General features: G+C 75.1%; 22 protein-coding genes. 4 read left to right on the plus strand and 18 right to left on the minus strand.

What is annotated here, in order from left to right; all coding sequences use genetic code 11:
* Window positions 1–89 precede the first annotated feature (89 nt).
* The 6 genes from FHS22_RS37475 to FHS22_RS28550 all read right to left on the minus strand — a co-directional run bounded on the left by FHS22_RS37475 (window position 90) and on the right by FHS22_RS28550 (window position 10,219).
* Window positions 90–224 carry an ALQxL family class IV lanthipeptide gene (locus FHS22_RS37475; protein ID WP_221474232.1) on the minus strand — a complete coding sequence of 45 codons (135 nt, stop codon included), beginning with the start codon at window positions 222–224 and terminating at the stop codon, window positions 90–92.
* A gap of 134 nt (window positions 225–358) precedes the next feature.
* Complete coding sequence (locus tag FHS22_RS39040; protein WP_275955180.1) at window positions 359–2,185, minus strand: prolyl oligopeptidase family serine peptidase; 1,827 nt, start codon at window positions 2,183–2,185, stop codon at window positions 359–361.
* Window positions 2,185–5,088 (minus strand): class IV lanthionine synthetase LanL, encoded by a 2,904-nt coding sequence (gene lanL, locus FHS22_RS28535; protein WP_184946667.1) that lies wholly within the window; start codon window positions 5,086–5,088, stop codon window positions 2,185–2,187. The genes FHS22_RS39040 and lanL overlap by 1 nt, the downstream gene beginning before the upstream one ends.
* 390 nt (window positions 5,089–5,478) lie before the next feature.
* Window positions 5,479–5,721 (minus strand): hypothetical protein, encoded by a 243-nt coding sequence (locus tag FHS22_RS28540; protein WP_184946669.1) that lies wholly within the window; start codon window positions 5,719–5,721, stop codon window positions 5,479–5,481.
* A 181-nt stretch (window positions 5,722–5,902) separates the two neighbouring features.
* A complete protein-coding gene (locus FHS22_RS28545) occupies window positions 5,903–9,247 on the minus strand; it encodes an ATP-binding protein (protein WP_184946671.1) in 3,345 nt (1,114 codons plus the stop codon).
* A gap of 171 nt (window positions 9,248–9,418) precedes the next feature.
* Window positions 9,419–10,219, minus strand: a complete 801-nt coding sequence (locus tag FHS22_RS28550) for a PaaX domain-containing protein, C- domain protein (protein WP_184946673.1) — start codon at window positions 10,217–10,219, stop codon at window positions 9,419–9,421.
* Between the two features lie 169 nt (window positions 10,220–10,388).
* On the opposite strand from FHS22_RS28550, the gene FHS22_RS28555 reads away from it, so the two are divergent.
* Window positions 10,389–12,140, plus strand: a complete 1,752-nt coding sequence (locus tag FHS22_RS28555) for an acyl-CoA dehydrogenase family protein (RefSeq protein WP_184946675.1) — start codon at window positions 10,389–10,391, stop codon at window positions 12,138–12,140.
* A gap of 86 nt (window positions 12,141–12,226) precedes the next feature.
* Window positions 12,227–13,171 carry an ATP-grasp domain-containing protein gene (locus tag FHS22_RS28560; RefSeq protein ID WP_184946678.1) on the plus strand — a complete coding sequence of 315 codons (945 nt, stop codon included), beginning with the start codon at window positions 12,227–12,229 and terminating at the stop codon, window positions 13,169–13,171.
* 145 nt (window positions 13,172–13,316) lie between these two features.
* Here FHS22_RS28560 and FHS22_RS28565 read toward each other — a convergent pair whose 3' ends face one another.
* Window positions 13,317–14,252, minus strand: coding sequence for a sigma-70 family RNA polymerase sigma factor (locus FHS22_RS28565; protein ID WP_184946680.1), 936 nt, complete (start codon window positions 14,250–14,252; stop codon window positions 13,317–13,319).
* 10 nt (window positions 14,253–14,262) lie between these two features.
* Window positions 14,263–15,441, minus strand: coding sequence for an NAD(P)/FAD-dependent oxidoreductase (locus FHS22_RS28570; protein WP_184946682.1), 1,179 nt, complete (start codon window positions 15,439–15,441; stop codon window positions 14,263–14,265).
* A gap of 272 nt (window positions 15,442–15,713) precedes the next feature.
* Here FHS22_RS28570 and FHS22_RS28575 point away from each other — a divergent pair, with 272 nt between their 5' ends.
* Window positions 15,714–16,379, plus strand: coding sequence for a hypothetical protein (locus FHS22_RS28575; protein WP_184946684.1), 666 nt, complete (start codon window positions 15,714–15,716; stop codon window positions 16,377–16,379).
* Window positions 16,380–16,655: 276 nt separating this feature from the next.
* On the opposite strand, the gene FHS22_RS28580 is transcribed toward FHS22_RS28575, so the two are convergent.
* Genes FHS22_RS28580 through FHS22_RS28590 form a run of 3 tightly spaced genes read right to left on the minus strand, consistent with a single transcriptional unit; the run spans window position 16,656 to window position 19,255 of the window.
* Window positions 16,656–17,348, minus strand: a complete 693-nt coding sequence (locus FHS22_RS28580; RefSeq protein ID WP_184946685.1) for an isochorismatase family protein — start codon at window positions 17,346–17,348, stop codon at window positions 16,656–16,658.
* A 30-nt stretch (window positions 17,349–17,378) separates the two neighbouring features.
* Window positions 17,379–18,575: a CaiB/BaiF CoA transferase family protein gene (locus FHS22_RS28585; protein WP_184946687.1), complete on the minus strand. Its 1,197-nt coding sequence runs from the start codon at window positions 18,573–18,575 to the stop codon at window positions 17,379–17,381.
* A 50-nt stretch (window positions 18,576–18,625) separates the two neighbouring features.
* Window positions 18,626–19,255 (minus strand): GntR family transcriptional regulator, encoded by a 630-nt coding sequence (locus FHS22_RS28590; RefSeq protein ID WP_184946689.1) that lies wholly within the window; start codon window positions 19,253–19,255, stop codon window positions 18,626–18,628.
* Between the two features lie 66 nt (window positions 19,256–19,321).
* Here FHS22_RS28590 and FHS22_RS28595 point away from each other — a divergent pair, with 66 nt between their 5' ends.
* Window positions 19,322–20,221 carry a hydroxymethylglutaryl-CoA lyase gene (locus tag FHS22_RS28595; protein WP_184946691.1) on the plus strand — a complete coding sequence of 300 codons (900 nt, stop codon included), beginning with the start codon at window positions 19,322–19,324 and terminating at the stop codon, window positions 20,219–20,221.
* Between the two features lie 63 nt (window positions 20,222–20,284).
* Here FHS22_RS28595 and FHS22_RS28600 read toward each other — a convergent pair whose 3' ends face one another.
* The 7 genes from FHS22_RS28600 to FHS22_RS28630 are packed head-to-tail and all read right to left on the minus strand — an operon-like array spanning window position 20,285 to window position 26,222.
* Window positions 20,285–21,028, minus strand: a complete 744-nt coding sequence (locus tag FHS22_RS28600) for a maleate cis-trans isomerase family protein (RefSeq protein ID WP_184946693.1) — start codon at window positions 21,026–21,028, stop codon at window positions 20,285–20,287.
* A complete protein-coding gene (locus FHS22_RS28605) occupies window positions 21,025–21,711 on the minus strand; it encodes a hypothetical protein (RefSeq protein WP_184946694.1) in 687 nt (228 codons plus the stop codon). Before FHS22_RS28605 ends, FHS22_RS28600 begins: the two co-directional genes overlap by 4 nt.
* A 26-nt stretch (window positions 21,712–21,737) precedes the next feature.
* Complete coding sequence (locus FHS22_RS28610; protein ID WP_184946696.1) at window positions 21,738–22,550, minus strand: SDR family oxidoreductase; 813 nt, start codon at window positions 22,548–22,550, stop codon at window positions 21,738–21,740.
* Complete coding sequence (locus FHS22_RS28615; RefSeq protein WP_184946698.1) at window positions 22,547–23,236, minus strand: hypothetical protein; 690 nt, start codon at window positions 23,234–23,236, stop codon at window positions 22,547–22,549. The genes FHS22_RS28610 and FHS22_RS28615 overlap by 4 nt, the downstream gene beginning before the upstream one ends.
* Window positions 23,237–23,276: 40 nt before the next feature.
* A complete protein-coding gene (locus FHS22_RS28620) occupies window positions 23,277–24,449 on the minus strand; it encodes an aromatic ring-hydroxylating dioxygenase subunit alpha (RefSeq protein WP_184946700.1) in 1,173 nt (390 codons plus the stop codon).
* 10 nt (window positions 24,450–24,459) lie between these two features.
* Window positions 24,460–25,407, minus strand: a complete 948-nt coding sequence (locus FHS22_RS28625) for an alpha/beta hydrolase family protein (RefSeq protein WP_338047998.1) — start codon at window positions 25,405–25,407, stop codon at window positions 24,460–24,462.
* Window positions 25,404–26,222 carry an oxidoreductase gene (locus tag FHS22_RS28630; protein ID WP_184946704.1) on the minus strand — a complete coding sequence of 273 codons (819 nt, stop codon included), beginning with the start codon at window positions 26,220–26,222 and terminating at the stop codon, window positions 25,404–25,406. Before FHS22_RS28630 ends, FHS22_RS28625 begins: the two co-directional genes overlap by 4 nt.
* Window positions 26,223–26,270 lie beyond the last annotated feature (48 nt).

Here is a 26,270-nt window from a genome sequence, read left to right on the forward strand (position 1 = left end):
GCCGGAAGGTCTACCGGGGGCCCGGCCCGTCACGCCGCGGTGAACGCCCGCCGGCACTCACCGCGGCCCTCGGGCGGGAGCTGCGGGGATCAGTACGTGTACCCGGAGCCGTTGCAGCTGTTGAAGCAGGTACGGATGTTGATCTCGCAGGTGGAGTTGCAGCCGCGGAGCTGGGTCTCCTCGGTTGCGGGGAGCATCTCCAGGGCGTTGATGTCGAGTTCCATCGCGGTTCCTTTCTTCTTGCCGGTTTCTTCCGGGGTCGTCACCCCGTTCGGGGTGACCGCCGGGCACGTCCGGACAGGGACGTGGCCGGCCGCCGGCGAGCCCCGGCGAGTGTCCGCCCGGGCTCGCCGGAGGTCTACGGAGGGCCGTGCCGGTCGTACGGCGGCCGATGGCGGTCCTCGCCCTCGCTGAGGAAGCCGGCGACGCGGTCGAGGACGAGGTGCCCGCCGGCCTCGGACAGCGGATCGTGGCCGGCACCGGCGACCTCCAGGTAGGCCGGGCCGGCGCCGCCGCGGTGCCCGCTCTCGCGGAGCCGGTCGCGCAGGCGCCGGGAGTGGGAGACCGGGATGACCGGATCCTGGTCACCGTGGACGATGAGCAGGGGCAGCCGCATCCGGCCGGCCAGCCGCAGCAGGTCGCGGGGGCCGAGGTCGTCGTCGATCTCCTCCCGGCCGCCGAGCCGGTCGATGAGGTTGCGTACCTCGGGCGGCCCGTCGTCGTGCAGGTGCCGCCCGGACAGGAACGGGGCGACGACCGCGGCGCGGGCCCACAGGCCGGGCCGGGCGGCGGCGGCCAGCAACGCCAGGTAGGCGCCGTAGCTGGGGCCGTACAGCATCGGCCGCTCGCGGCCCGGCCCGCGCGCGGCGGACAGGGCGCGGCCCAGGTGCAGGACGTCGTCCAGGTCGGGGCCGCCCCAGGCGCCGCGGACGGCGTCGCGGTGCGCCGCGCCGTATCCGGTGCTGCCCCGCTGGTTGGGCGCGACCACGGCGATCCCCGCAGCGGCCAGGCGCCGGAACAGCGGGTCGAAACCGAGCCGCCAGGAGGACTCGGGGCCGCCGTGCAGCGCGAGCACCACCCGGCGGGCGGTGTCGGGGTCGCCGTACACGACGGCCTCGATGTCTCCCGCCGGGCCGTCGTAGGCTCGCACGGGGGGCCGGGCCGGCCGCGGACGGGAGCGGCGCCGGGCGGCGCCTGACCGGGACGGCCGGACCACGGTGATCAGGCCGGGCGGGTGGTCGGGCGTGCTGTGGACCAGGTGCAGCCCGGCGTCACCCCAGTGGGCCCTCCGGTACAGCACGCCTGCCGGGAGGCCGACCTCCCGGCAGGCGTCCTCCACCAGGTCGTGCAGGAGGAGGTGGGAGCGGGCGCCGCGGGTGACCGCCAGCGCCAGGCGCCGTCCGGCGGGGTCCAGGGTCAGCGGGATCACGCCGCCCTCGATCGCGTTCAGCCGGTCGGGGAAGACGGTGGGCCCCTCGTCGCCGCGGCGCCGGACGCCCAGCCGGTAGGCGCCGCCGCGGTGTGCGGCGGTGAGCAGTACCCCGGTGCGGGGCGCTGCCAGCAGCAGGTGCTCGTCGCCGGCCAGGCCGTCCAGAGGGGTCAGGACGCCGCGTGAGAGGTCCAGCACCACGGTGCCCCCCGCCCCGGACCGGCCGGAGGCCAGAGCGAGGCGGTCGCCGGTCCCGTCGAGCCAGATCCCTCCGCTGACCAGGACGGGGAGCTCGGCGATCCGCTCGGGCGGCTCGTCCCGGCCGGACAGCCGCCAGACCGTGGTGGTCCGGTCCGCGCCGGCCTCGAAGGCCAGGGCGGCGGTTGCGGGCGCCGGCCCGGCGATGAGCCTGAGGGCGGGACCGCCGACGGTGGCCAGCCGGTGCTCCTCGGCCGGGGCGTCGCCGTCCCGGGAGGGGACGGCGAGCAGGAGACGGTGCCCGCCGCCGTCCGGGCGGCACAGCAGCACGCGGCCGTCGTCGGTGGCGACGAGCGCGGTCTGCGGGCTCTCTCCGCCGGAGCCGCGCAGGGTCCGGGCACGCGGGCCGCTCCCCGTGAGGTCCCACAGCTCCGGGGCCAGGCGGTGGCCGCGGCGCGCCAGGCAGGCGGCGTACCGCCCGCCCCCGGAGAAGCAGAAGCCGCTCCGCCGGACGTCCTGGAGGACCTCTCGCCCGGTCTCGGCGACGACCCGGTCCATCACGTCGGCTCCCGCCGCGCCGCGCCGGCGGCCGCCGGGTCCGGCGGGCCGTCACCGGGAGGGTCGGCCATCCAGGGGCGCGGCCCGCCGTGGCGCAGCCGGTGCAGGAAGTCCAGTACCCCGGCCAGGCCGGTGTTCCAGCCGACGGTCACCTCGGTCGTGCTCTCGTCCGGGACCACCAGCAACCCGTCGCGGACGACGGCGCGCGCCCACAGGCACCCGGCCAGCTCCTCGGCCAGCTCGCGGTAGACCGGCTCGCCCAGGACGTCGGCCATGTCGAGGAGGAACTGCCCGTCTCCGGCGAGCCCGTGGCAGGCCGCCGTCCCCGAGCTCAGGCGGTGCGCGTGCACGGCGACCGCGGCGCCCCTGGCGGCGTCCAGGAAACGCCGGTCACCGGTGGCCGCGTACAGGCGGATCAGGAACGTGCCCACCCCCGAGGAGCCGCTGCACCAGTGCGGGAGCCTGTCCTCCCCGCCGGGGGCACTCGCCCACCAGGCGGCGTCGCCGTGGCGGTCGGCCGCGGCCAGCAGGGTCTCCCCGGCCGCCACGGCCGTCTCCAGGCAGTCCTCGTGCCCCAGGGCGGCGTCCGCGGCCAGCAGGAAGGCGCCGACCCCGGCGACGCCGTGGGCGAAGCCGTAGTGCACCACGCCCGCCAGCCCGGAGTCGAAGTCCTCGGGAATCGGCCACAGCACCGTCTCGGGAGTGCGCCGGGCGGCCTTCAGCAGCGCGTCGGCGCACTCTCCGGCCCGCTCGCGGAAGCGGGCGTCACCGGTGGCGTACCAGAAGTGCAGCAGGGCCAGCCCGGTTCCGGACAGGCCGTGGCACACGTCCGGGTTCGGCCAGCTCGTCGGCAGGTCCAGCGCGAGGCCGGTGCCGGTGGCGCGCAGACCGTTGTCGCCGAGCGCGCGGCCGGCCTCGTACAGGCCCCAGGCGATCCCGGCGCGGCCGAAGTACAGCCCCGGAGAGGGCCGGTGCTCACCGGCGAGGCGGCGCGCCGTCCAGCCCGCCGCGTCCCTCAGCCCCGCCGGCAGCCCGGCGTGCGGTCCCGGCGCCTCCGTCCGCGCCGGCCGGGCGGAGGCCGTGGCGGCCTCGTGCCCCGCCAGCGAGGCGAGAAGGGTGAGCACTCCGGCCGATCCGTACTGCACGGCGCACGGATCGGTGGTCGCCCCGTATCCGCGCGCCCCCTTGACGGGCCACAGCGTGGCGCGCGCCTCCGGGTCGGCGACCGCGGCCGGGGAGATCGTCCGCAGGATGTGGGCGAGCCCGTCGCCGAGCAGGCGATCCTGCTCGGCCGCGCCCAGCCGGTAGCCGTGCGGAGTCCCCGCGCGGACCGCCGGCGGGAGCGGCGCGGCGGCCAGGCCGTCCAGGAACGCCCGTACCCGCTCCAGGTCCCAGCGCCGTCCGGGCTCCTGCCCCATCAGGCCGAGGAAGAGCGGGACCAGCGCCGTCGCCACCGGATCGCCCGCGGTGGCGACGCTCACCAGCGTGCCCAGCCGCGCGTCCCACGACCGCGTCCCGGCGGGCCGGTCCTCCGCCAGCACCGGCTGGCAGTCGGTGGCCATGAAGAACACCGTCGCCCCGAGCGCGAACAGGTCGGCCTCCGGGCCGGGCGCGGGGCCGTACTCGGCGCCCCGGACCTGTTCGGGCGGAGCGTAACCGGGGGTGAACGCCCTGACCACCGGTGTGCCGGGCACCGCGGCCGTCTCCAGGTCGATCAGCAGGCAGTCGTCGCCGGTGACGATGACGTTGTTCGGCGTCAGGTCCCGCAGCACGTATCCCCGGCCGTGCACCACGGCGACCAGGGCGGCCAGCCGCCGGGCCAGTCCCACCACCGCGGCGTGGCGATCCGGGTCCGGCGGGGAGAACCGCCGCCTCCCCGCCCATTCGGTGAGCACGCTCCCGGAGAGGCGCTCCTGGGCGAGGAAGAGGTTGTCGTCCTGCTCGAACAACTCCACCTTGCGCGCCGTGACGCCCAGCGGGGCGAACAGGTCGAGCATGCGCGCCTCGTGGCGGAGCCGGTCGCGCCCGTCCCGCCCGTGCAGGCCGGCGCCCAGGTGCGGGCGGGCGTGCTTGACCACCACCTGTCCGCCGGTCTCCCGGTCCTCGGCCAGGAAGACCCCTCCCTTGGCGCCGTGCCGGACGGCCTGGCGCACCACGAACCGGCCGCCCAGCAGCACCGCCTCCGGAACGGTGGTCCGGGCCGGCGCCCGGCCGGACTCGAACGGGCACCGCGCCCACTCCGGAGGGGAGTACCACGCCTTGCGCTCGTCGGTCACCCTGGTGCCGTCGGGCGCGGTCAGCCGCGAGGTGTAGGTTCCGTCGTTGTCCAGTTCGCCGGGGGCGGAGAAGACCCCGAAGCGGTAGTGCACCAGGCTGCCGGGCAGGTAGGCGCGGTCGGACAGGATCGGCGGGCCGGGCAGGCCGGAGGTGGCCCGGTGCAGCTCCTCGGCGATCGCCACGGCGGTCTCGTCGTCGGGCGGGTAGACCGTGACGAACTTGCCGACGGATCCGCGGTCCTGCTCACGTGACAGGAGGGCGCCCGTCTCGCCGAGCGTGGCGGCGAACTTGAACGGGCAGCGGCGGCGGCCCAGCACCTCCGCCACCCGCGCCAGCACCACGGGGGCCGACAGCGGCGTCGCCGACACGTGGAGCTTCCAGCCCTGGGCGCGCCGCACCGAATCCGCCGGAGCCGCATAGGTCCACGGCGTACCGGGGTGGATCTCCCAGCCGGGCAGGAGCCGTCCGGCGGCGGGGGCGGAACCTCCTGCGGCGGGCTCCGCGCCGGCGTCCGCCACGTCCGCCGCCCGGCCCGCCACCCGTCCCAGGGTCGCCCTGGCGATGTCCTCCAGCAGATGGCGGTCCCCGTCCGCACGCCCGCCCTCACCCGTACTCCGCACAGCCACGCCTCTCCGACTCCTCACCCTCGCCCGGCGATCCGTGTGGGGTCCGGGCGGAGCCTTCCCGCCGCGGACCGGCCGGCGCCCCGCGGCCGGGAGGGCGTCGCCCGCCCTCGCGCTCCACCGGGAACCCGCCGGACGGATCCACTCGGCGGGAATGTTCTCCGGCCGTGTTTGCGAGCGGCTTGGAGGTGCTTGTTTGCGAACCGCTTGGAATCGTTTGGAGCCGTCCGGGGCCACCGCGAACCGCGGTTCGGAGCGGGGATCGGTGATCGCGGAGTCCCGGGGACCGGGTCGTACCGCGGGACGCGGGGCGCCCCGCCCGTCCTCGGCCCCGTGCCCGGACATGCCTGACCCCGGCCGCGGGATCCGGGACCGGGGTCAGGGCGGCGCAGGTTATTCGTGGTAGAGGTAGAGGTCGAAGAAGGAACCGGCGCGCCTGCACTCGAAGTCCAGGGCGTTGGTGTTGAAGAGGGCTCTGACGCCGGCGCTGCTGCAGCCGCCGCTGGTCGTGTAGTGGCCTGCGAACCACCAGCTCCCGGCGGACTGCGCGGAAGCGGCCGTCGCGGGAGCGGTCATGGCTCCGAAGGCCAGGCCCCCGGCCACCAGCGCCACCGCGGCCAGACGACGAGTTCTCATTCTCTTTCCGCCTTTCGTGAAGAGGCGCGCCCGCGAGCGGCGATTCCGGTGAGGACCGCACCCGGACGCGTGTTTTCCCGCTGAGAGGGTGCATCGGCCTGCTTGGAAAGCACTTGGAGGATCGCCCCGGAGGCCTCCCGCGGCGGAGGCGGGATCTCCGGCCGGCTCCGGAGCCCCGGACTCAGCCCGCACGCCGCGGCGCCGCGCTCCGTCCCTCCCGGATGATGAGCCCGAGCTCCGACCTCGCCCGGTCCCGCCATCGCACGAGCCCGTTGCGGCCCGCCAGCCGTGCCAGCGCCACCAGGTGCCGGACGGCGGTCTCGTGCTCGCCCAGGGCGGAGGCGAGCAGGGCCAGGAACCAGTCCACCGGGCCCGCGAACGCGATCGCGGAGCCCGTGGAGACGCCGCCGCCGTGCGGCAGCAGCGCCGAGTAGCTCGCCCGGCAGGCGGAGACGTCGCCGAGGGCCGTCTGCGCCGCCGCCTGCAGGCAGGTCATGGTCAGCCAGGACCAGTCCCGCGGCGGAGTGCCCCAGCCGCGCTCGGCCAGCCCGCGGGCCTGCGCGGTACGGCCCTGCGCGCACAGGTGCAGGATCCGCGAGTCACGGTCCATGGTGGCGTGGATGCCGGCGACCGAGTCGATCAGGGTTCCGGCGTCGGCCATGGAACCGCGCTGGAAGTGCAGCATGATGCGCCCGGTGGCCACCACCGCGCCTGCGTACCACATGCCGAGCCGCCCGGCCTGCCGCTCGGCCTCGCCGTACAGGACGTCGGCGTCGTCGAAGCGGCCCTCCAGGACCAGCCTGCCGGCGCGCCACATCGTGTGCTGGAAGCGCGGCCAGGGGAGCGGCAGCCGTTCCAGGATCGCGTCGCAGCGGGCGGCGGCCTCGTCGGCACCGGCCAGGTCGAACAGCTGCAACCGGTGGTGGGTGAACAACATCTGCGCGAGCAGTTCGAACTCGGGCGTGCAGGTGCGCGCGGCCAGGTCGAGCAGTTCGGCGGCGATCTCCAGCAGCTCGCGGGAACGGACGGACTGGGGCAGCGAGAGCTGCCGCGCGTTGAGCGTCTGCATCAGCAGGTGCGGATCGCCGAGCCGCCGGGCCGCCTCGACGGCCTCGGCCGACAGGCGGTCGCAGCGCGGGTCGTCGCTGCCGTCGTACAGCTCCTGCGCCAGCCCGGCCAGCAGCCGCACGCGTTCGGCCCCGTCGTCCGGGGGCAGGCGGTCCAGCGCCGCCTCGAACCGGCGGACCAGATGCAGTTCCACCTCTTCGTAGGGGTTGCGCAGGGTCCAGACCGACGGGGCGTCCAGCGCGGTCAACGCGCGGGTCGTCAGCCCGGGGTCGTCCCGCCCGGCGGTGCGGTCGCCGCGGTCGGCGACGCGGATGGCCTGCGCCCGCGCTTTGCGGGCGCCGAGCGCGTCGCCGGCCGCCAGCAGCGCGCGAACCTGGTGAAGCAGGAGGTCGACGTGGTCGAGGGGATCGCCCGCGGAGGCGCCGTGGGCCTCGACCGCCCGGCCCCACCACAGGGCCGCCTCCTCGTAGGCCAGCCGCAGGGACGCCTGCCGGGCGGCGGCACGGGCCCAGCGCGCCGCCTCGCCGTAGGCCGCGGGACCGGCCTCGACGGCGTGGTGGGCGATGACCGCCACGTCCACGCCGGGACGGTCGGCCAGGGCGGCCATCACCTCCCGGTGCACCGCCGCCCTGCGCAGCGCGGGGAGGTCGCGCAGGAGGGCCTCGCGGACCAGGTCGTGGGCGAAGGCCATGCGCGGGGGGCAGGAGACGAGCAGCCCGGCGTGTACGGCCTGGTCCAGCACGCCGTAGACCTCTGCCGGCGCCGCGCGGCAGGCCTGGGCGACGACGCCGGGATCGAAGTCCCTGCCGATGACCGCGGAGGCGTTGAGGGCCTCGGCGGCCTGCGGGCCGAGCGCGGCCACCCGCCGCCGGATGAGGTCGGCGACCGCGACCGGTACGGCGCCCAGCGTGCCGCCCTGGGCGAGCACGCGGGTCGTCTCCCGGGCGAACAGGGGATTCCCGCCGGTGCGTTCGGTCAGCCGCAGGGCGGTCGGCCCGTCCAGCTCGACGCCCATGCCGTGGGCGATGACCTTTATGGTCTCGGGGCAGAGGCCGGCGAGCCGGACGTGGAGCAGGTCGTGGCGGGCCAGCCGGCCGAGCACGTCGTCCAGGTGCAGGCGGTCCGGCCCGTCGCGGAAGGCGGTGACCAGCGTGACGGGGACGGGCTCGGCGGAGTCCGTCAGCAGCGTGACCAGGTCGCTGAGCAGCCGGAGCGACGCGGGATCGGCCCAGTGCAGGTCGTCCAGGACGACGACCAGGGGCCGGGAGCGCGCGGCGGTCCTCAGCCAGTCCGCGATGGCCTGATGGCGGCGCAGCAGCGCGGCCTCGGTGGATCCCGCGGGGGTCTCGTCGTCCAGGAGGCCGGTCAGGGCCCGGCGGTCGGGCGGGGGGCAGACCTGGGTGAGCGCGCGCAGCAGCTGCAGCCACGGCCACAGGGGCGGGGAGCCCTCGGTCTCGGGGCAGCGGCTCCAGAGCACCAGGCGGCCGGCGGCGGTGCAGCGGTCGCGGAACGCTCCGAGCAGCCACGTCTTGCCGATGCCCGGCTCGCCGCTCACCGCCGCAACGGCGACCCCTCCCCGCTCCGGCAGGGTCTCCAGCTCGGCCAGCTGCCGCTCCCGGCCGTGCGGGGCACGCGGTCTCGCGGGGGGCGCGGGGACGGGCTCCGCGGGAGCGGGCACCGGGGGGGCAGGCACTGCGGGAGCGGAGGGGAGCATGAGCGAGTCGGCCTGCCGGAGGATGGCCTCCTCCAGGGTCCTCAGCCCAGGGCCGAGGCCCAGCCCCAGCTGGTCGGCGAGCAGCCTTCCGGCGCGGCGCAGCACGGCCAGCGCGTCGGCCTGCCGCCCGGTGCGGTAGAGGGCCAGCGCCAGCAGGTGCCACAGCCGCTCACGCAGCGGATGCGCGGCCGACTCGGCCTCCAGGCCGGTGACGACGGCCTGCGGGCGGCCGAGGTCCAGTTGCGCCCGGGCACGCCGCTCGACCGCGACGAGACGCAGCTCGCAGAGGCGGGCGACCTCGGAGGAGGCCCACAGCTCCCCGGTGAACTCGCCGTAGGGCGGCCCGTGCCAGAGCCGCAGCGCCGCCTCCGAACAGGCGAGCGCCTCCTCGGGCGGCAGGGACTCCGACCGGGTGACGAGCTCGGTGAACCGGAGCGCGTCGAGGTCGGTCGCGGCGAGCAGGTACCCGGGGGGCCGCCCGACGAGCAGCCGGGGGAGGGCACGCGGCGGGCGCCCCGGTTCGACGGCCCGGCGCAGGTTGGACACGTAGGCCTGGATCGTGGCCACCGCGCTCGGCGGAGACGCGTCGCCGTACAGATCCTCGATCAGGGTGTCGGTGGAGACGACGGCTCCGCCCGCGACCAGCAGCCGGGCGAGCACCGCGCGCTGGCGCGGACCGCCGAGCCTGACGGGAACCCCGTCGTCGTCGTAGACCTCGATCGGGCCGAGAACCCGGAACCTCATCCCTACCACCCATGGTCGGCACAGTAGGTGCGGCCACTGCGACAGGAACGAACTTCACGTATCAAACATCGCTTCCGTGTGGAGATCAAGTATGTCCGGAACCTGTGACAAACCCCTGCTCCGGGAGGCGGCCGGCACCGGCCGGGACCGCCTCCGGCGGGCGGCGATCCGCTACAGGTGATCGCGCAGGAGGGCGCCGAACTCGGCCTCGAACAGGTCGTAGCGGTGGCGCAGGCCGTCCCCCGGCCAGCCGCCGGGCAGGAGGCCGGGCGGGAGCAGGGGGTCGGTGAGCAGGTGCCGCAGGATCGCGGCGGCCAGGACGAACCGGTCGGTCACCGGGACCGCCGCGTCGAACTCCCCGCACAGCGCCCGCGCCCGGTCCGCCCACGCGGGAAGGTCCCACAACGACGCGGCCAGCGCGGCGGGGGCGTCCTCCGGTACGGCCCGCAGGAACATGCACTGCCCGGCGGCGGGGGAGGGCGGGGCACCGGCCTCCCCGGCGGGCTCCGAGCCCGCGGCGGCCTGGCCGGGCGCGCCTCCGCCCGGGACGCTCCGGACCAGGTTGCCCGGGCGCATCCACACGCCTTCGCGGACCTCGGCCATGCGCAGCGCCGCCATGGCGTCCCGGAACGCGGCGCGCTCGGCGGCCGGCCGCCGCTCGGCGGTGACGATCGCGACCTCCCACGAGCCGTCCCACTCGCGGGTGAGGGGCGAGCGGCTGGCGTCCTGGCGCGCCTGGCGCTCCCGCAGGCGCCCGCTGAGCCGGTAGCCGCCGTCCTCCTGGAGGAGGTCGCCCGCCGCGACCATGCGGGAGAGCGCCACCCGGACCGTGCCCTCGGAGATGCCGAACAGCTCTCCCGCCCGCACCAGGTGGCGGGCCTTAAGCCGGGGCGGGTGCGAGCCCAGCAGCGTGCTGAGGACCACCGAGCGCGCCGTCAGCGGCCGGAGCTCCAGCGAGTCTTCGTTCTTCATCGGCGGTTCAGAGCTTAGGGCCCGCGGGCCGGGCCTCCGGCAGGGTCCCCGCCCCGTGCGGGCGCGGCGGCGGTGCGGCCGGGCGCCGGTCCGGTCTCTCCCGGAACGCGTCCCCGCGACCTGACATTACATCTTCCCATCATGTGTCGGAAAAACGTAACATCCAGGCATGGCCTCTTATCTCGTCGAGCCGGTCGACCGGCTGCCCTTCGGCACCCCGGACAAGTCCCGGCGCTACGCCACCGAGCGTTATCCGGGTGCGGCCGGGCTGAACTGGTACGGCTCCGACCCCACCCTGGGCTTCCTGCTCCGCCGCCATCTCGGCGCCGAGGGCCTGGAGTGGGCGGCCCCGTACCTGGAGGACGCCGGCGCGCTGATGGCCGGGCCGATCTCGGAGCACGCCGAGGAGACCGACCGCAACCCGCCCCGCCTGGAGCGCTACGACCGGTGGGGCCGCGACGTCAGCCGGATCGTCATGCCGCCGTCCTTCGAGGCGGCCCGGAGCGAGCTGGTCGCGCGGAGCTTCACCCGGCCGGAGTTCGCCGAGGAGGCCCGGGCGGCCGGGGCGGACCCGGCGGTCATGGCCGCGGCCTGGCACTACCTGCTCTACCAGGCCGACATCGGCATGGGCTGCGCGCTCGGCACCGGCGGCGACATGGTCGTGCTGATGGCCGAGCGGTTCGCTCCCGAGGACGTCAGGGAACGCGTCCGGGAGATCTTCGCCGCCGGCATGTTCTCCGGTGAGGCCGCGCAGATGTTCACCGAGCGCTCCGGCGGCTCCGACCTCGGCGCGCTGGAGACCACCGCCACCCCCGACGGCGACGCCTGGCGGCTCAACGGCCTGAAGTGGTTCGCCTCCAACGCCAACGGCTCGGCCTTCGTCGTGCTCGCCAAGCCCGAGGGCGCCGCGGACGGGGTGCGCGGGATCTCGCCCTTCCTGGTGCTGCGCGAGCGCCGCGACGGGAGCCGCAACGGCATCCGGATCCGCCGGCTCAAGGACAAGCTCGGCACCCGCTCGGTCGCCTCGGCGGAGGTCGAGTTCGCCGACGCCGAGGCGTTCCTGCTCGCCCCCGACCCGCGCGGCACCGGCGACGGCAGGGGCCTGGCGCGGATGATGACGCTCACCAACGGCGCCCGCCTCGCCATCGCCATGATGGGCCTGGGCTGCGCCCGCCGCGCCCTGGTCGAGTCGGTCTGCTACGCCCGCAGCCGGGAGGCCTTCGGCGCCCCTCTCATCGACCAGCCGCTCATGCGCCGCAAGCTCGCCGAGCTGGTCGTCGAGGTCGAGGCCGCCCAGGCCATGGTCTTCGACGCCACGCTCGACCCCGGCCTGCGCCTGGCCCCCGCCCTGGTCAAGCTCCGCGCCGCCCGCCTCGGCGTCACCGCGGCCAGCGACGCGATCGAGATCCACGGCGGCAACGGCTACATCGAGCAGTGGCCGGTCGCCCGGATCCTGCGCGACGCCCAGGTCAACCCGATCTGGGAGGGCGGCGACAACATCCTGTGCCTGGACGTACGGCGGGCGATGGTGAAGGAGGCCGCCCACGAGCCGTTCCTGGACCGCCTGGCCGCGGCCGTCGACCAGGCGCCGCCCGGTGACGAGGCCACCGCCGACCTCGTCCGGGGGCGAATCGACGACCTCCGCAAGGCGATCACCGCCCTGTCGGGCCTGGACCCGGTCACGGCCGAGGCGAGGCTGTTCCCGCTGGCCCGGTTCATGTGCGACGTCTACGCCGCGGCCCTGCTGCTGGAGCAGGCGGGCTGGGAACGCCGCGAACTCGGCACCGACCGCAAGGCCCTCGTCGCCCGCCTCTACGCCGACGCCCACCTCGCCGACCACGGCCCGCTGAGAGGGATCGACCGCCCGGCCGAGGACCTCGACCGCTTCGACGACCTCCTCGCGGGAGCCCTCGCCCTCTGATCTTGATTGGCACCCGTGCCCGAGGCGTGTCAGGTGAGCGGATATCCAGGTGAGAGCGGCGCGCGGGGCTCGTATCCTCATGGACCATGACCGTGGGCCTTCTGTTCTGCGCCGATCCGCTCCGGCCCCGGCGGGTCGATCCGCACTTCGAGCCGGAGGCGCGGGCCGTACGGGACAGGGGCGGACGCCTGGCGCTGATCGATCACGACGCGCTGGCGGCCGACCGGGCCGAGGAGGCGGTGGCGCGGGTGCCGGAGGGGTTCGGCCCGGTCTGGTACCGCGGCTGGATGCTCCGCTCCCGGCAGTATGCGGCGCTGGAGGAGGCACTGCGAGCCAGGGGCTGCCGCCTGCTCACCGATGCCGGCGGCTACCGCCGTGCCCACGAGCTGCCCGGCTGGCTGCGCTGCTTCCGGGAGCTGACGCCGTGCACGGCCGTGGTGCCGATGGCGCCGGGCGAGCGGGCGCCGCGCGGCCGGAGGCTGGCCCGGTTGGCGGGCGGGCTGGGGGAGACGGGCTTCGTGGTCAAGGACTATGTGAAGTCACGCAAGCACGAGTGGGCGGAAGCGTGCTACGCGCCTGACCTGGAGGCGCTGGAGCGGGTGGTGGCCCGGTTCGTCGAGTTGCAGGGCGAGGACCTGACCGGGGGTCTGGCGATCCGCCGGTTCGAGCGCTTCACCGGGGCGCAGCTGCGGGTGTGGTGGGTGGACGGGGAGGCGGTGTTCGCCGGGCCGCACCCCGACAGCCCCGACGGCGCCGCCGAGCGGCCCGAGGCCATGGACGAGGTGCGCGAGGCGGTGCAGAACCTCGGTGCCCGGTTCGTCACCACCGATCTGGTACGGCGGGCCGACGGGGCCTGGCGGGTCATCGAGGTGGGCGACGGGCAGGTGAGCGACTGGCCGTCCACGGCCGATCCCGGGGTGCTGGCCGATGCGCTGCTCACGGCCAAGGGGTACGGCCAGCGGATCCACCGGCTGGGCCTGTTCGTCGAGGACGAGCCCGCCTGGGAGCCGGCTCCGGCTTCCGCGGAGTGATGTGCCCCGCCACCGGACGGAGGTCGGGTCCGCCGGGGACACGCCGGGCGGTCCGCCGCTGACCTGCACCGCCGACCACGACGGAGTACCGGCACCCGGGGGATCGGCCGGGGCCCGTGGTCATCGATCCGCGTGCGACCGGGGTTCACCAGGACTCGACGATCGGTGCGTCGTGCTCCTGCTCCGACCACACCGCGGTGAGACGGCCGAGCCGTTTCGGGGAGGCCATGCCGTACGCGGACGCGATCCTGCCCTCGCGCATCTCGAGCACCACGAGGCCCGTCACCTGGTCGCCGACCACGGCGACCAGGGCGGGGGAGCCGTTGACCACGGCGGCGTGGAGCGCGGGGGAGCCGCCGACCAGCCGTCGCTTGCTCTCGCTCGGTCTGAGCGCGCCCCGCATGGCGGCGGCCACCCGCTCCGGGGTGGGGAACAGCAGCAGCCTCCCGGCGAGTCCGGCGCCGTCGGAGATCGCGGTCGCGTCCTCGGTGAGCAGCGCGATCAGCCGCTCGGTCCGCCCCGAGGCGGCGGCGTCGAGGAAGGCCTCGACGATCCGGCGCGCACCGGCGCCGTCGACGACGTCGCCGCGGCGCCCGGCGGCGACGCGTCGCCGGGCCCGGTGGAGGTGCTGCTGGCTGGCGGACTCGGTGATGCCGAGGATGCCGGCGATCTCGGCGTGGCCGTACGAGAACGCCTCGCGCAGCACGTAGACGGCGCGTTCGTTGGGGGAGAGGTGCTCCATGAGGGTCAGCACGGCCAGGGACACCGATTCGCGCTGCTCGAAGGTCTCGGCCGGACCGAGCATCGGGTCGCCGTCGAGGAGCGGTTCGGGCAGCCACGCGCCGGCCGGGCGCTCGCGCCTCGCCTGCGCGGAGCGGAGCCGGTCGAGGCACAGGTTCGTGACGATCGTGGTCAGCCACGCCTCCGGCACCTCGATCCGGTCGCGGTCGGCCGCCTGCCAGCGCAGGAACGCGTCCTGCACGGTGTCCTCGGCGTCGGCGGCCGAGCCGAGCAGGCGGTATGCGAGCGAGGCCAGCCGGGACCGGCCGGCCTCGAACCGCTCGGTGGCGAGGGCGTCCATGCGGGCGACTCTAGGCGACGACCGCCTCGGCGGAGCGTCCGGGCGCGGAGGCCAGGCGGTGCCTCCGGGCCGGCATGCCGAAGGTCGGGTGGCCCATGCTCCAGGCGGCGCCCCGGAGGATGCCGTTCTTGAGGCGCGCGGCCGTACGGCCCCGCAGGTGCCAGGACCTGGCGCGGGCGTCGCCGTCGACCAGCTGGAAGATCGCGTCGCGCCGGCCGAGGCTGATGTGGTTGCCGTAGTACACCAGCGCGGTGGACGAGACCTTGCGGCCGGTCAGGCGCCCGATGATCGCACCGGTCGCCCGCATGCCCGTGAAACCGGCCGAGGCGCACGACATCGGCAGCGGCCGGCCGTTCTCGCCGATGGCGTGGACGCTGTCGCCGGCGGCGTAGACGTCGGGGTGCGAGACCGAGCGCATGGTGTCGTCGACGACGATCTGGCCGGTGCCGGTGACGTCGAGGCCGCTGTCGGCCGCGATGGGGTGGACGGCGAACCCGCCGGACCACACGGTCGCCTCGGAGGCGAAGACGGTGCCGTCGGAGCCGATCGCCCGTGCCGGCTCGACGCGGGTGACGGTGGTGTGCTCGTGGACGGCGATGCCGAGGCGGTCGAAGGCCCGGCGCAGGTGGCGGCGGGCGCCGGGGGAGAGCCAGGCCCCCAGCTCGCCGCGGGCGGCCAGCGCCACCTTCAGCCCGGGCCGCGACTCGGCGATCTCGGTGGCGGCCTCGATGCCGGTCAGGCCCTCGCCCACCACCAGGACCCGCCCGCCCTCGTCCAGGCCGTCCAGGCGATCGCGCAGCCGCAGCGCCGCGGCCCGGCCGGTGACGTGGAATGCGTGCTCGGCGGCACCGGGGACGCCGAGGTCGGCGACGGTGCTGCCGAGTGCGTACAGGAGGGTGTCGTAGGCGAGTTCGCCGTCGTCCAGGGTGACGGTCCTGCGTTCGACGTCGATCGATTCGACGCGCGCCAGGCGCAGCCGCACCCCGGTGCCGGCGAACACGTCGGCCAGCGGGCGCTCTCTGAGGTCCTGGCCGGCCGCGAGCTGGTGGAGGCGCAGCCGCTCGACGAAGTCGGGTTCGGCGTTGACGACGGTGATCTCGATGTCGGCGGGGTCGAGGCGGCGAGCCAGGTTGCCGGCCGAGTAGGCCCCGGCGTAGCCGGCGCCGAGGACGACGACGCGGTGCTTCATGGTCTTGCTCCTGTCTGTTCGCTTGTCGGTTGAGCGAGACAGCGGGCCGATCCATGACAGGACCTCACTGTGAAGCGGATCACATTCCGTCCGCCGGGGAGCCGGACGGGCGAGCGGCCGCCGCGGTGGTCGCCGCGGCGGTGAGGCCGTCGGGCGCAGCCGTCTCCCCATTCGCCTCCGGTGCCTTCTTGTTTCCTTTGAAGAGACGGTGTTACAACGTAGGAAACATCCGGTCGTGCCGGACGCGCCGGCCCCGTCCCCCAAGGAGCCCCGTGTTCTCGGTGTCGTTCCTGCTCATCGGGATGACCCAGCTCGTCTTCCTGGCCGGCTTCGTCCGGGTGCTGGCCGTACGGCGCCGGCCGGCCGACCTGATCCCGGCCGTGCTGACGGTGATGCTCGCCTACGACAACGCGGTCATCGGCGCCGGACGGTGGATCGGGGAGGGAGAGCTGCTGCGGGCGCTGAATCTGCCGAGGTTCGCCGGTCACGCCCTGCTGACCCCGCTGCTGCTGGTCTGGGGGCTGTCGCTGCTGCGCCGGGCGTCGATCGCCCGGGCCGCGCGGCCCGCCGCCGCCGCCGCGGTCTGGGCGGTCGCGCTGGCGCTGATCGCCTACGACGCGTCCTTCGACGTCTTCGGCGTCGTCCTGGAACCCGAACGCTGGGCCGGCACCCTGCGCTACGTCAACACCGCCGCGCCGCCCGGTCCACCGGTCGCGGCGGTCCTGACCTGCCTCGGCCTGCTGGCCGCCGGCGTCCGGCTGCTGATCGCCACGGGCTCCCGCAGGCTGCTGGTCGCCGCCCTGGTGATGACGGCCGCGTCCGCTCTGGCGGCCCGGGCGCCGATCGCCGGGAACATCGGCGAGGCGGTGCTGGTGGCGGGCATCCTGGCAGCCGCCCGTCCGCGGTCCGACTCCCCCGAGGAGGCCTCACGGCGGTGATTCCTCCCGCGGGCGGCCGGTTCACCCGACGGCCCGGGGCGGAGCCCGACCGCACCGCCGCCGGGCCGTCAGGACACCCGGCCGGCCAGGTCCAGGACCGCGTCCACCAGTTCGGGGCCGTCCAGGAGGACGCGGTCGTTGTGGCCCGCGCCCGGGATCTCGACGCTGCGGACCGCATCCCGTCGCCGCCGGTCCGGGGCCCGGTGTCTCCTGCGCGGTCCCGCCCGCGCCCATCCGGCCCGGCGGGCCGCCGGTCGCGTGCCGCCGGGCGCGCGGTCAGGCGCGCAGCCGGGCCAGCACGTCGGCCTCCTCCCAGACCTCGCCGTACTTGGCCTGGATGTCGAAGAGGCTCGCCTCGTGCGGCCGGGGGTCGCGGTCGCCCACCGCCTGCCGCACGACGATCGGCACGAAGCCGTGCTGGATCGCGTCGACGGCGGTGGCGCGCACGCAGCCGCTGGTGGAGACCCCGGTGATGACGAGGGTGTCCACCCGCAGGGAGTTCAGCGTGGAGGCCAGGGTGGTGCCGAAGAAGGCGCTGGCGTACTGCTTGACGATCACCGGTTCGCCGGGGCCGGGCGCCACCTCGGGCATCAGCGCGCCGAGCGGGCCGTCGCCGACCAGGTGGCGCAGGGGGGCGACCTTGCGGAAGAACAGTCCGCCGTCCACGCCGCCCGGGCCGAAGGCCACCCGGGTGTGGACCACCGGTACGCCCGCCCGCCGGGCCGCGGCCAGGACCCGGGAGGCCGACTCCAGGCACGCGCGCGAGCCCAGGTACAGCTCGGCGCCCGGCTCGAAGTAGGCGCGCATCAGGTCGACGACGACCAGCGCCGGGCGCTCACCGAACGGCAGGGAGCCTGCGAACACCTCCCCGTGCTCCCCGACCGAGGGGGCGTGCGCCGGAGGCTCCGCGTCGGGGAGGACGCGGGCCGGGCGATCCGCCCGGCCGGGGGCGTGCGCGGGATGGTCCATGCCGGAGTCCTCTCCGTTCGGGCGGTTCCCTCAGATGACCTTCTCGGCCCGCAGGCGCGCCATCTCCTCGTCGCCGAGACCGAGCAGGCCCCGGTAGACCTCGTCGTTGTGCAGGCCGAGCGCGGGTCCCGGGCTGCGGACGCCGCCGGGCGTGGCCGAGAGCCTGGGCGTCACGTTCTGCATGGCCAGCTCGCCGAAGTCGGGGTGCGGGACGCGCACGATCGCCTCGCGGGCGGCGAAGTGGGGATCGGCGAACATGTCCCTGGCCGTGTAGATGCGCCCGGCGGGCACGCCGCCGTCGTTCAGGTGCGCCAGCAGGTCGTCGGCGGGGTGCCGCGCCGTCCACGCGGCGATCAGCTCGTCCAGCTCGGCCATGTGCGCGCCCCGGGCGCCGTGCGTGGCGTAGCGCGGGTCGTCGGCCAGGCCCGGCTCGCCCATCGCGGCGGCCAGGCGGCGGAAGACGCTGTCCTGGTTGGCGGCGATGAGGATGGACTCGCCGTCCTCGGTGGGATAGACGTTGCTCGGCGAGACGTTGGGCAGCACGGGACCGGTGCGCTCCCGCTGGTAGGACGTCTGCTGCCACTCCGGCAGCAGCGACTCCATCATCGCCAGCACCGCCTCGTAGATCGCCGAGTCGACGACCTGGCCCTTGCCGCTGCGCTCCCGCTCGTGCAGGGCGACCAGGGTGCCGACGCAGGCGTGGGTGGCGGCCAGGGAGTCGCCGAGGGAGATCCCGGCGCGCGACGGCGGCCGGTCGGGGTCGCCGGTGACGTACCTGATGCCGCCCATCGCCTCGCCGATCGAGCCGTAGCCCGCCCGGGGCGCGTACGGGCCGGTCTGCCCGAAGCCGGTGACCCGGGTGATCACCAGCCGGGGGTTGACCGCGTGCAGTTCCTCGGGCGACAGCCCCCAGCGCTCCAGCGTGCCGGGCCGGAAGTTCTCCAGCAGCACGTCGGACCGGGCGGCCAGCTCCCGGACGAGCTCCTGGCCCCGGGCCGTGCGCAGGTCGCAGGTGACGGACTTCTTGTTGCGGGCCACGACCGGCCACCACAGGGACTTCCCATGGGGCTTCTCCCGGCCCCACTGCCGCATCGGGTCGCCCCTGCCGGGGTCCTCCACCTTGATGACCTCGGCGCCGAAGTCGCCGAGGAGCTGGCCGCAGAACGGTCCGGCGAGCAGTTGCCCGAGCTCGACGACGCGGATGTCGCCGAGGGGGAGACCTCTCATCGAATCTCCTTGCAGGTGTGGGAGCCCGGCCCGCGGGACGGGGCCGGAGGTCAGCCGCCGTCGCGGCGCCGGGGGCCGAGCAGCGAGGCGCGGGCGGAGAACAGGTGGGCGCGCATGACCACCTCGGCCCAGTCCGGGTCCCCCGCGCGTACGGCCGCCGCGATCTCGACGTGGTGGTCGACGCTGCGCCGCATGGCCTCGGCGTCGAAGGAGCCGTAGGTGCGCAGCAGGACGGGGGAGTGGACCAGGGCGCTGAGCGACTGGGCGAGGACCGCGCTGCCGCCGAGCCGTACCAGGCTCCGGTGGAAGTCGGCGTTGAGCCGGTAGACGGCGTCGAGGTCGCGCCGCCCGGCGTGCTCCCTGAGCGTGACGGCGGTCTCGTGCAGGAGGTCGGCGTCCTCGGCGGTCGCGACGGCGGCGGCCTGGCGGGCGGCCAGGCCCTCGATCCGCGCGCGCAGCTCGAAGACCGTCTCCAGATCCCCGGCGGGGAACTGCGCCACCCGTGCGCCCCGGTTGGCGGCGACCTCCACGAGCCCTTCGGCCTGCAGACGCCGGAGCGCCTCGCGGACCGGGGTCCTGCTGACGCCGAGCGTCTCGGCGAGTTCGACCTCGCCGAGTCTGGCTCCGGGGGCGTACCGGCCGTTCAGGATCAGGTTCCTGAGATCATCGACCACTGACATGTGTACATTCCTCCGGTTCTGCTGCCACCATGATGGAGAAATGACCTCTCTATCGCAAGGGGTTGTATGCAATCCACAGACGTCGATGTGATCGAGGTGGGCCCGCGCGACGGCCTGCAGAACGAGCCGGTGACCGTGCCCACCGCCGCCAAGGTCGCCTACGTCGAGGCGCTGGTCGCCGCCGGGCTGCGGCGCGTCGAGGCGGTCAGCTTCGTCCACCCGGGGCGGGTGCCGCAGATGGCCGACGCCGAGGAGGTCATGGCGCGCGTGCCGCGCGTGCCCGGGGTGCGGTACGCGGGCCTGGTGCTGAACGAGCGCGGCCTGGAGCGGGCGCTGGCCGCCGGAGTGGACGAGGTCAACGCCGTGGTGGTGGCCACCGAGACCTTCTCGCGGCGCAACCAGGGCATGTCCGTCGACGACGCGGTCCGCGGCTTCGGGGTGATCGCCGGGCGGGCGCGCGGAGCGGGGCTCACGGTGACGCTCACCGTGGCGGCGAGCTTCGGCTGCCCGTTCGAGGGCGAGGTGGACCCGGCCCGCGTCGCCGGCCTGGTCCGGCGCTGCCCGGACGCCCAGGAGGTCGCACTGGCCGACACGATCGGCGTCGGCGTCCCCGCCGACGTGCGCCGCCTGGCCGAGGCGGTCGGCGAGGTGACCGCCGCGCCGCTGCGCTTCCACTTCCACAACACCCGCAACACCGGCTACGCCAACGCGGTCGCCGCCCTGGAGGCGGGGGCCGCGGCCCTGGACGCCAGCGCCGGGGGCATCGGCGGCTGCCCCTTCGCCCCGGCCGCCACCGGCAACATCGCCACCGAGGACCTGCTCTACCTGCTGCACCGCTCCGGCCTGCGGACCGGGGCCGACCTGCCCGGAGTGCTCGCCGCCGCGGCCCTGATCGAGAAGGAGCTGGGTACGCGGCTCCCCGCCCAGCTCGGGCGCGCCGGGACCTGGCCCCCGCCCGCCCGCTGACCGTCCGTGCGGCCGGGGCCGTCCCCGGCCGCACGGCCCCCGCCGGCGCGGCCGCCCGGCGGGTCAGTGCTCGCGCAGCAGGGAGCCCGCGCCGTCCACCCGGTCGCCGATGCCGTTGTCGCGCAGGGCCATCCACCAGGTCGCGGCGTTGATGGCGATGACCGGCTTGCCCAGCCACCGCTCGGCCTCGTCGGCCAGGCCCACCATGGACAGGTTGGTGCCGCACTGCACGAGCGCGTCCACGTCCGGGCCGTCCACCTCCACCAGGGCCGCGCGCAGCTCGGCCTCGGTGACGTGCGCGATCGACACGGCGGTGGGGCAGCGCAGGCCCCGGATCGCGGCCACCTCGAAGCCGATCTCGCCGAAGAACCGGGTCACGTTCGCGTCGCCCACCGGCTGGTAGGGGGTGACGACGCCGATGCGGCGGGCGCCGTACAGCTTCAGCGCCCGCTCGCACGCCTCGGCGCCGGTGGCCACCCGCAGCCCGGTGATGTCGTGGATCTGCCGGACGAACTGCCGGTTGCCCTCGACGCCGCCCCAGAACGTCTCGGCGGACATCCCCATCACCATGTAGTCGGGCTCGCAGGTCAGCACCCGCTCGCAGGCCGCGCCGATCTCCCCGCGGATCTGCTCCAGCAGCCGCTCCATGCCCGCGTCGCCGTCCATGTCCTGGTCGCGGATGTGGATCCGGCCGATGTGCGCGGTCACCCCGGGCACCGTCATCCGGTAGAAGTCGGGCTCGACGACCGTGTTGGTGGACGGGGCGATCACTCCGAACTTCGCGCGCCAGCCGAGGGCGTCGGTCATCGCGGTACCTCCGATCGCATGCGGCCCAGCCGGAAGGCCGCCACCGCGAAGGCGGCCTGGGCGGCGGTGTTGCACAGCTGCTCGGCCCACTGCAGGGCGACGGTCTGGTCGGGACGGGCCGCCAGCGGGCCGAGCACGAAGAATCCCAGCAGCTGCACGCCGAACAGCCCGGCGGCGAGCGGGTCGCCCTGGCGCCGGGCGGCGGCGATCAGGTGGACCCCGCAGACCGTGGCGAACACCGAGGCGCTGACCAGCATCGGGATCGTCCGGCCGGACAGGACGGCGCCGAGCGCGCAGGCCAGGGTCAGCCCGGGCACCAGGACCGCCACCCATCGCGGCGCCGGTCCGTCCGGCGCGGCGAGCGTCCAGGCCAGCAGGCCGAAGCCCAGGGTCAGCAGGGGGAACAGCAGCGCCTCCAGCCAGGGCAGGTCCGGGCCGTCCAGGGCCATGACCAGCTTCCAGACGGCCTTGCCGAGGCCGCCCGCCCCGATGAGGGCCGCCGCGGCCACGATCCGCCGGGCGGCGGCGGCGGGGCCGGCGCGGCGGGCCAGCAGCAGCACTCCCGCGGTCGTCAGCAGCACCGGGACGAAGTCCTCGACCGCGAGGGCGGCCGGGTAGTCCACCGCGTCCCCGCCCGCCGGGGCGGCCGGGCGGCCCACGGCGTGCTCCGCCGCATGTTCCATGTGGTGATCCGTCGTGTGCCCCACCGCTACTCCCCGCCGGAGAACAGGTCGCGCCTGCGGACGGGGGCCAGCGCGAAGCGGGCCGCGATCTTGGCGGGGGTCAGCCAGCGGACGTGGGCGCCGTTGCGCGCCTGCGAGAGCGCCCGCTCGGCGAGCCAGGGGGCGACGGTCTCGACCCGGTCGGCCAGGATGTTGAAGATCTTCTTGGCCTTCGCGAAGGCCTCCGGGTCGTAGTCGCGGGTGAGCAGGCCGGTGACGACCATCCCCGGGCTGAGCAGCCCGGCCGACACCCCCGGCGGCACCTCCTTCACCAGCGCCCGGGTCAGGTAGGTCAGCGCCCGCTTGGTCGAGCCGTACACGCTCAGCCCGGGGACCGCCCGGCCGTCGCTGCCCAGGCCCTCCATGTTCCACAGATGGCCGCGGCCCTGGGCGGCCATCCCGGCGAGCGCCACCGCCGAGCCGTTGAGCACGCCCACCAGGTTCGTCCCGACCACGGCGCGGATCTCCTCGTCGGGCAGTTCCCAGAGCGGGGCCCGGGTGTGCGAGACCCCGGCGTTGTTGATCCAGAGGTCCACCCGCCCGAAGCGCCCGGCGGCCCCGTCCCACAGCGCCTGCACCTGGTCCCGGTCGGTGACGTCGGCGACCAGGCCCAGGACCTCGGGTCCGGGGAGCCCCGCGATCGCCTTCTCCACCGTCTCCTCGCGGCTGCCGCACAGCGCGACCCGGTGACCGCGCTCCAGGAAGGCCCGCACGAGCCCGAGGCCGATGCCCCGGGTCCCGCCGGTGACCACGACGGTCCTGGCTCCCGCGCCCGTGCCGGCGGTTCCGCTCCCGGTCATGCCACCAGCTCCCCGCGCACGCGCTCCGCCTGCTCCTCGCCGAGCAGCCGCGCCACCTGGTGCCAGACCGGGTCCACCTCGGGGCTGAACAGGTTCGCCCGCTGGTCCCGGTCCCGGGCGGCCGGGTCGCCTCCGACCCCGGGCACGCCCGTGCCGACCAGCGACAACCAGTGCGCCAGGTAGGCGTCGACCGTGCCGTCGAGGGCCGCGAAGGCCTGCTCGGTGGCCCGGCAGACCACCATCCACGGCGACATCATGGCCCGCTGGCGCGGGCCGACCGCCGCGGGGGAGAGGCCGTCGATCGTCCAGGCGTGCTCCAGCGGCCCGGTCAGCGGCAGGAAGCAGGCGTCCAGGTAGTCGAGGTGGACGGCCAGGTCCGCCCGGGGGATCAGGTCCAGGTGCATCGCGTGGTGGTCCGGCGACCGCACCGCGTCCAGCGTGAAGTGCGGGACCGCCGAGTCCGCCGGGGTGAAGGCGAAGAGCATGTGGCTGTCCAGCCCGATCGCCGGCACGACCAGGCTGACCGTCACGGCCTTGTCGACCGGCCCGCCCCGCAGGACCCGCAGCCGTCCGGCGGGCTCCGGCGACATCGGGCCGGTCAGCGGCAGATCCTCGGCGACCGCCAGGCCGAGCGCCTCGGTGAGGGCCGACAGCGTCCGCTCGCTGAGAGCGGCGGGAAGACTCATGGAGAACGGCTCCCTGCGGGAAGGCCCGACCCGGTACGGGTCAGGGGGTGGCTTCTTCGGACGGCTCCGGCTCCCCAGCCGGATCCCGTGCCGGGGCCGCTCCGGCGCCGCTGCGGGCCTTGTGCACCCAGGCGCGGGCCAGCTCGGGGTTGTCGCGGCGGGCGGGTGAGGGGATGACGGTGGCCCGGCGGCGGGGGCCGTCGCCGGTGACGATGTCGTCGCCGCCCACCCACCAGCCCTGCCCGATCAGCTGGGCGCGCCGCCTGCGGTAGGCCACCTGCAGGGCGTCGCTGCGCATGTGCAGTTCGTCGGGCAGGTCGAAGGGGAGCAGCTCCGGGCGCTGCGACTCCACGACGGGCTTGTCCTGCAGCAGGATCTTCTCGATCCGCTTGACCGCGTTGCCGTCGGCCCACCTGCCGGTGAAGAAGTTGCGGTAACCCAGGATCTTGATCAGCGTCCGGTCCTGGGAGAGCGGGATGTTGAAGTCGTACAGGATCAGGTCGCCGAACGGCAGGCGGACGTGGAGCTTCACCACGTTGGGCAGGTACCAGCCGTTGGTCACGGTGACGTACTCCGGGCGGGGCCGCCGCCGCGCCAGCAGGCTCCACAGCCCGCCGGGAGGGGGAGGGCTGAGCAGGATGTCCGCCTCGGCCGACCAGTCGTCCTGCTTGATCTCGAAGTCGGGGACCTCGGGCCTGTCGGGGTTGCCGAACGCGGTGCCGTGCACGAACGGCGTGTGCGCGGCGTCCACCACGTTCTCGAAGGTCCGCTCGTAGTTGGCCGCGATCTCCATCTCGTAGTGGACCGCGCGGAAGGCCGGGTCGCCGTGCTCGGGGATGTGCGGGACGGGCGGGCGCTCGTCCTCGGGCAGGTCGCCGAGGAACGCCCAGACCATGCCGTACCGCTCGACCGTCGGGTAGGAGTCCACCCGGGCCTTCTTCGGGACGCCCCGCCCCGGCGGGTTGGCCGGGATCTTCACGCACGCCCCGTCCGGCCGGTACTCCCAGCCGTGGTAGGGGCAGACCACGCAGTCGCCGGAGACCGTGCCCATCGACAGCGCGCCGCCCCGGTGCACGCACAGGTCGGACAGGCACACGGCCGTGCCGTCGCCGGTGCGGTAGAGCACGAAGTCCTGGCCCAGGCAGGTCGCCTTCACCGGCGTGCGCCCGACCCGGTGGCCGAACTCCAGTGCGTACCAGAAGTTCTTCAGCATGCTCGCGCTCCTATCGGCTCCGGATCAGCGTCGCCGCGTCGAACCGGTCCAGCACGGCCCGCGCCGCCGGGTCCCGGCGCAGGTGGACCCCGAGGAACGCGGCGACCAGCCGTGCGAACGGCTCCAGCGCGTCGGAGGTCGCCGGGCGGTCGAGGAACGCCCGGGCCGCCGTCGGATCGGCCGAATCGGCGACGGAGAAGTGGTTGGCGCCCTCGAAGACCGCCAGGACGTGGTCACCCTCGGGCAGGGCCTCGGTGAAGGTACGGGTCACGGGATCCCGGCGGGCCGCCGCGTCCTCGCCGTAGCGGTCCGCGCTGCCGTCGATCACGCCGTCCTCCGTGCCCACCCCCAGCAGCACCGGCCCGGCCACCTGGGCGGGCAGCACCGTCCCCGGCGGCCAGCCCAGCATGGTCGCGACCATCGTGTGGGTGCCCCAGGCGAACACCGCCCCGACCTGCGGGAAGAACCGGGCCGACTGGAGCGCCACCGTGCCCCCGGCCGAGTGCCCGCCCAGGGCCACCCGCTCCAGGTCCAGCGCGCCCTTCAGCGGTCCTTCGGCGTTGAGCTCCTCCAGCGCCCCCAGCAGCGCGGAGACGGTCGGGCATGTCGGGCGGGAGCCGTACGTGCCGGGCCTGGCCGCCTCCAGGTCGACCCCGGGGGTGAGGCCGTACCGCCCGCCGAACAGCTCCCCGACCCGGTCGAAGGTGACGACGGCGAACCCGGCGGCGGCCAGCAGGCAGGCGAGACGCCGGTAGGAGTCCTGCCCGACGTTCACTCCGGACAGGAACAGCGCCACCGGGTACGGCGCCCCGGCGGGATCGGGCGGGAACACCCCGGTCAGGCGCTCGGCGTCGTCACCCCGCGCGGTGGCGGGGTAGTAGACCTTCAGGTGCGCGGTGTCGAACGGCGCGCGGCCGTCCGTACGGGCGGACCACCACAACGAACGGATCGTTCTCACCCGAGCTCCCCGGACGGCCTCGGCAGGACGCGGTCGCCGCCCCACAGGGCGCGCACGAGCCTGTCGGTCGTCTCCTGCCCGAACATCCGCACTCCCATCACGTTCGCGGGGTCCCGTTCGGCGATGTTGCGCCGGACGGCCAGGTCCCGCGCGGCCAGGGCGGCCCGCTCCCCGGCCGGTACGGCCTCCGCCCCGTCCACCCAGGCCAGCCACCGCCCGACCCGCCCGCGCAGGATCTCCTCGACGACGCCGAGGTTGGTCCCGGTCGGCGGGAAGGAGTAGCAGTAGGCCGTCGGCGACAGTCCGGCGCGGATGAACGCCGACCGGCTGGTGAACCACGTGAAGTCGGGGTGTTCCTCCCGGTGCGCCAGCCAGGCGGCCTCGCCGGGCGCGTAGTACCGGTCGAAGTAGGCGGCGTCGGCGGTCAGGTCGGTGCGAGGGACGGCGTCGGTGTAGAACCAGCCCTCCGGCCACAGCAGCAGCGCGATGGCCAGGTGCGGGACGCGGACGTGAGGGCCGAGCCAGACCGTCAGGTGCATGTTGACGAACCCGCTCCCGGGGTCGCCGATCCACGAGTGGACCATCCAGTCGACCTCCGGCCCGGTGTAGGCGGCCAGCCTGCCGCCCGGCCCGTTCCCCGGGTCCCCGTAGGACTCGAGGTCCTCGGTGGACGGGTCCCTGGCCAGCTCGAACCGGGATGCGATCTCCGTCTTCAGCTCGGCGAGCAGCCGCTCCCACCGCTGGAACGTCCCGGTCACGTCCGTGACCGGCGACGCGTCGACCATCTGCTCGACGTGCTGGAGCGTTTCCTTCACCGGAACTCCTGGTCCACTCTGCGAAACGGTGTTTCCAATGCTGGGAGG

It is taken from the genome of Thiemannella venezuelensis, from assembly GCF_014203605.1.
GTDB lineage: Bacteria > Actinomycetota > Actinomycetes > Streptosporangiales > Streptosporangiaceae > Planomonospora_A > Planomonospora_A venezuelensis.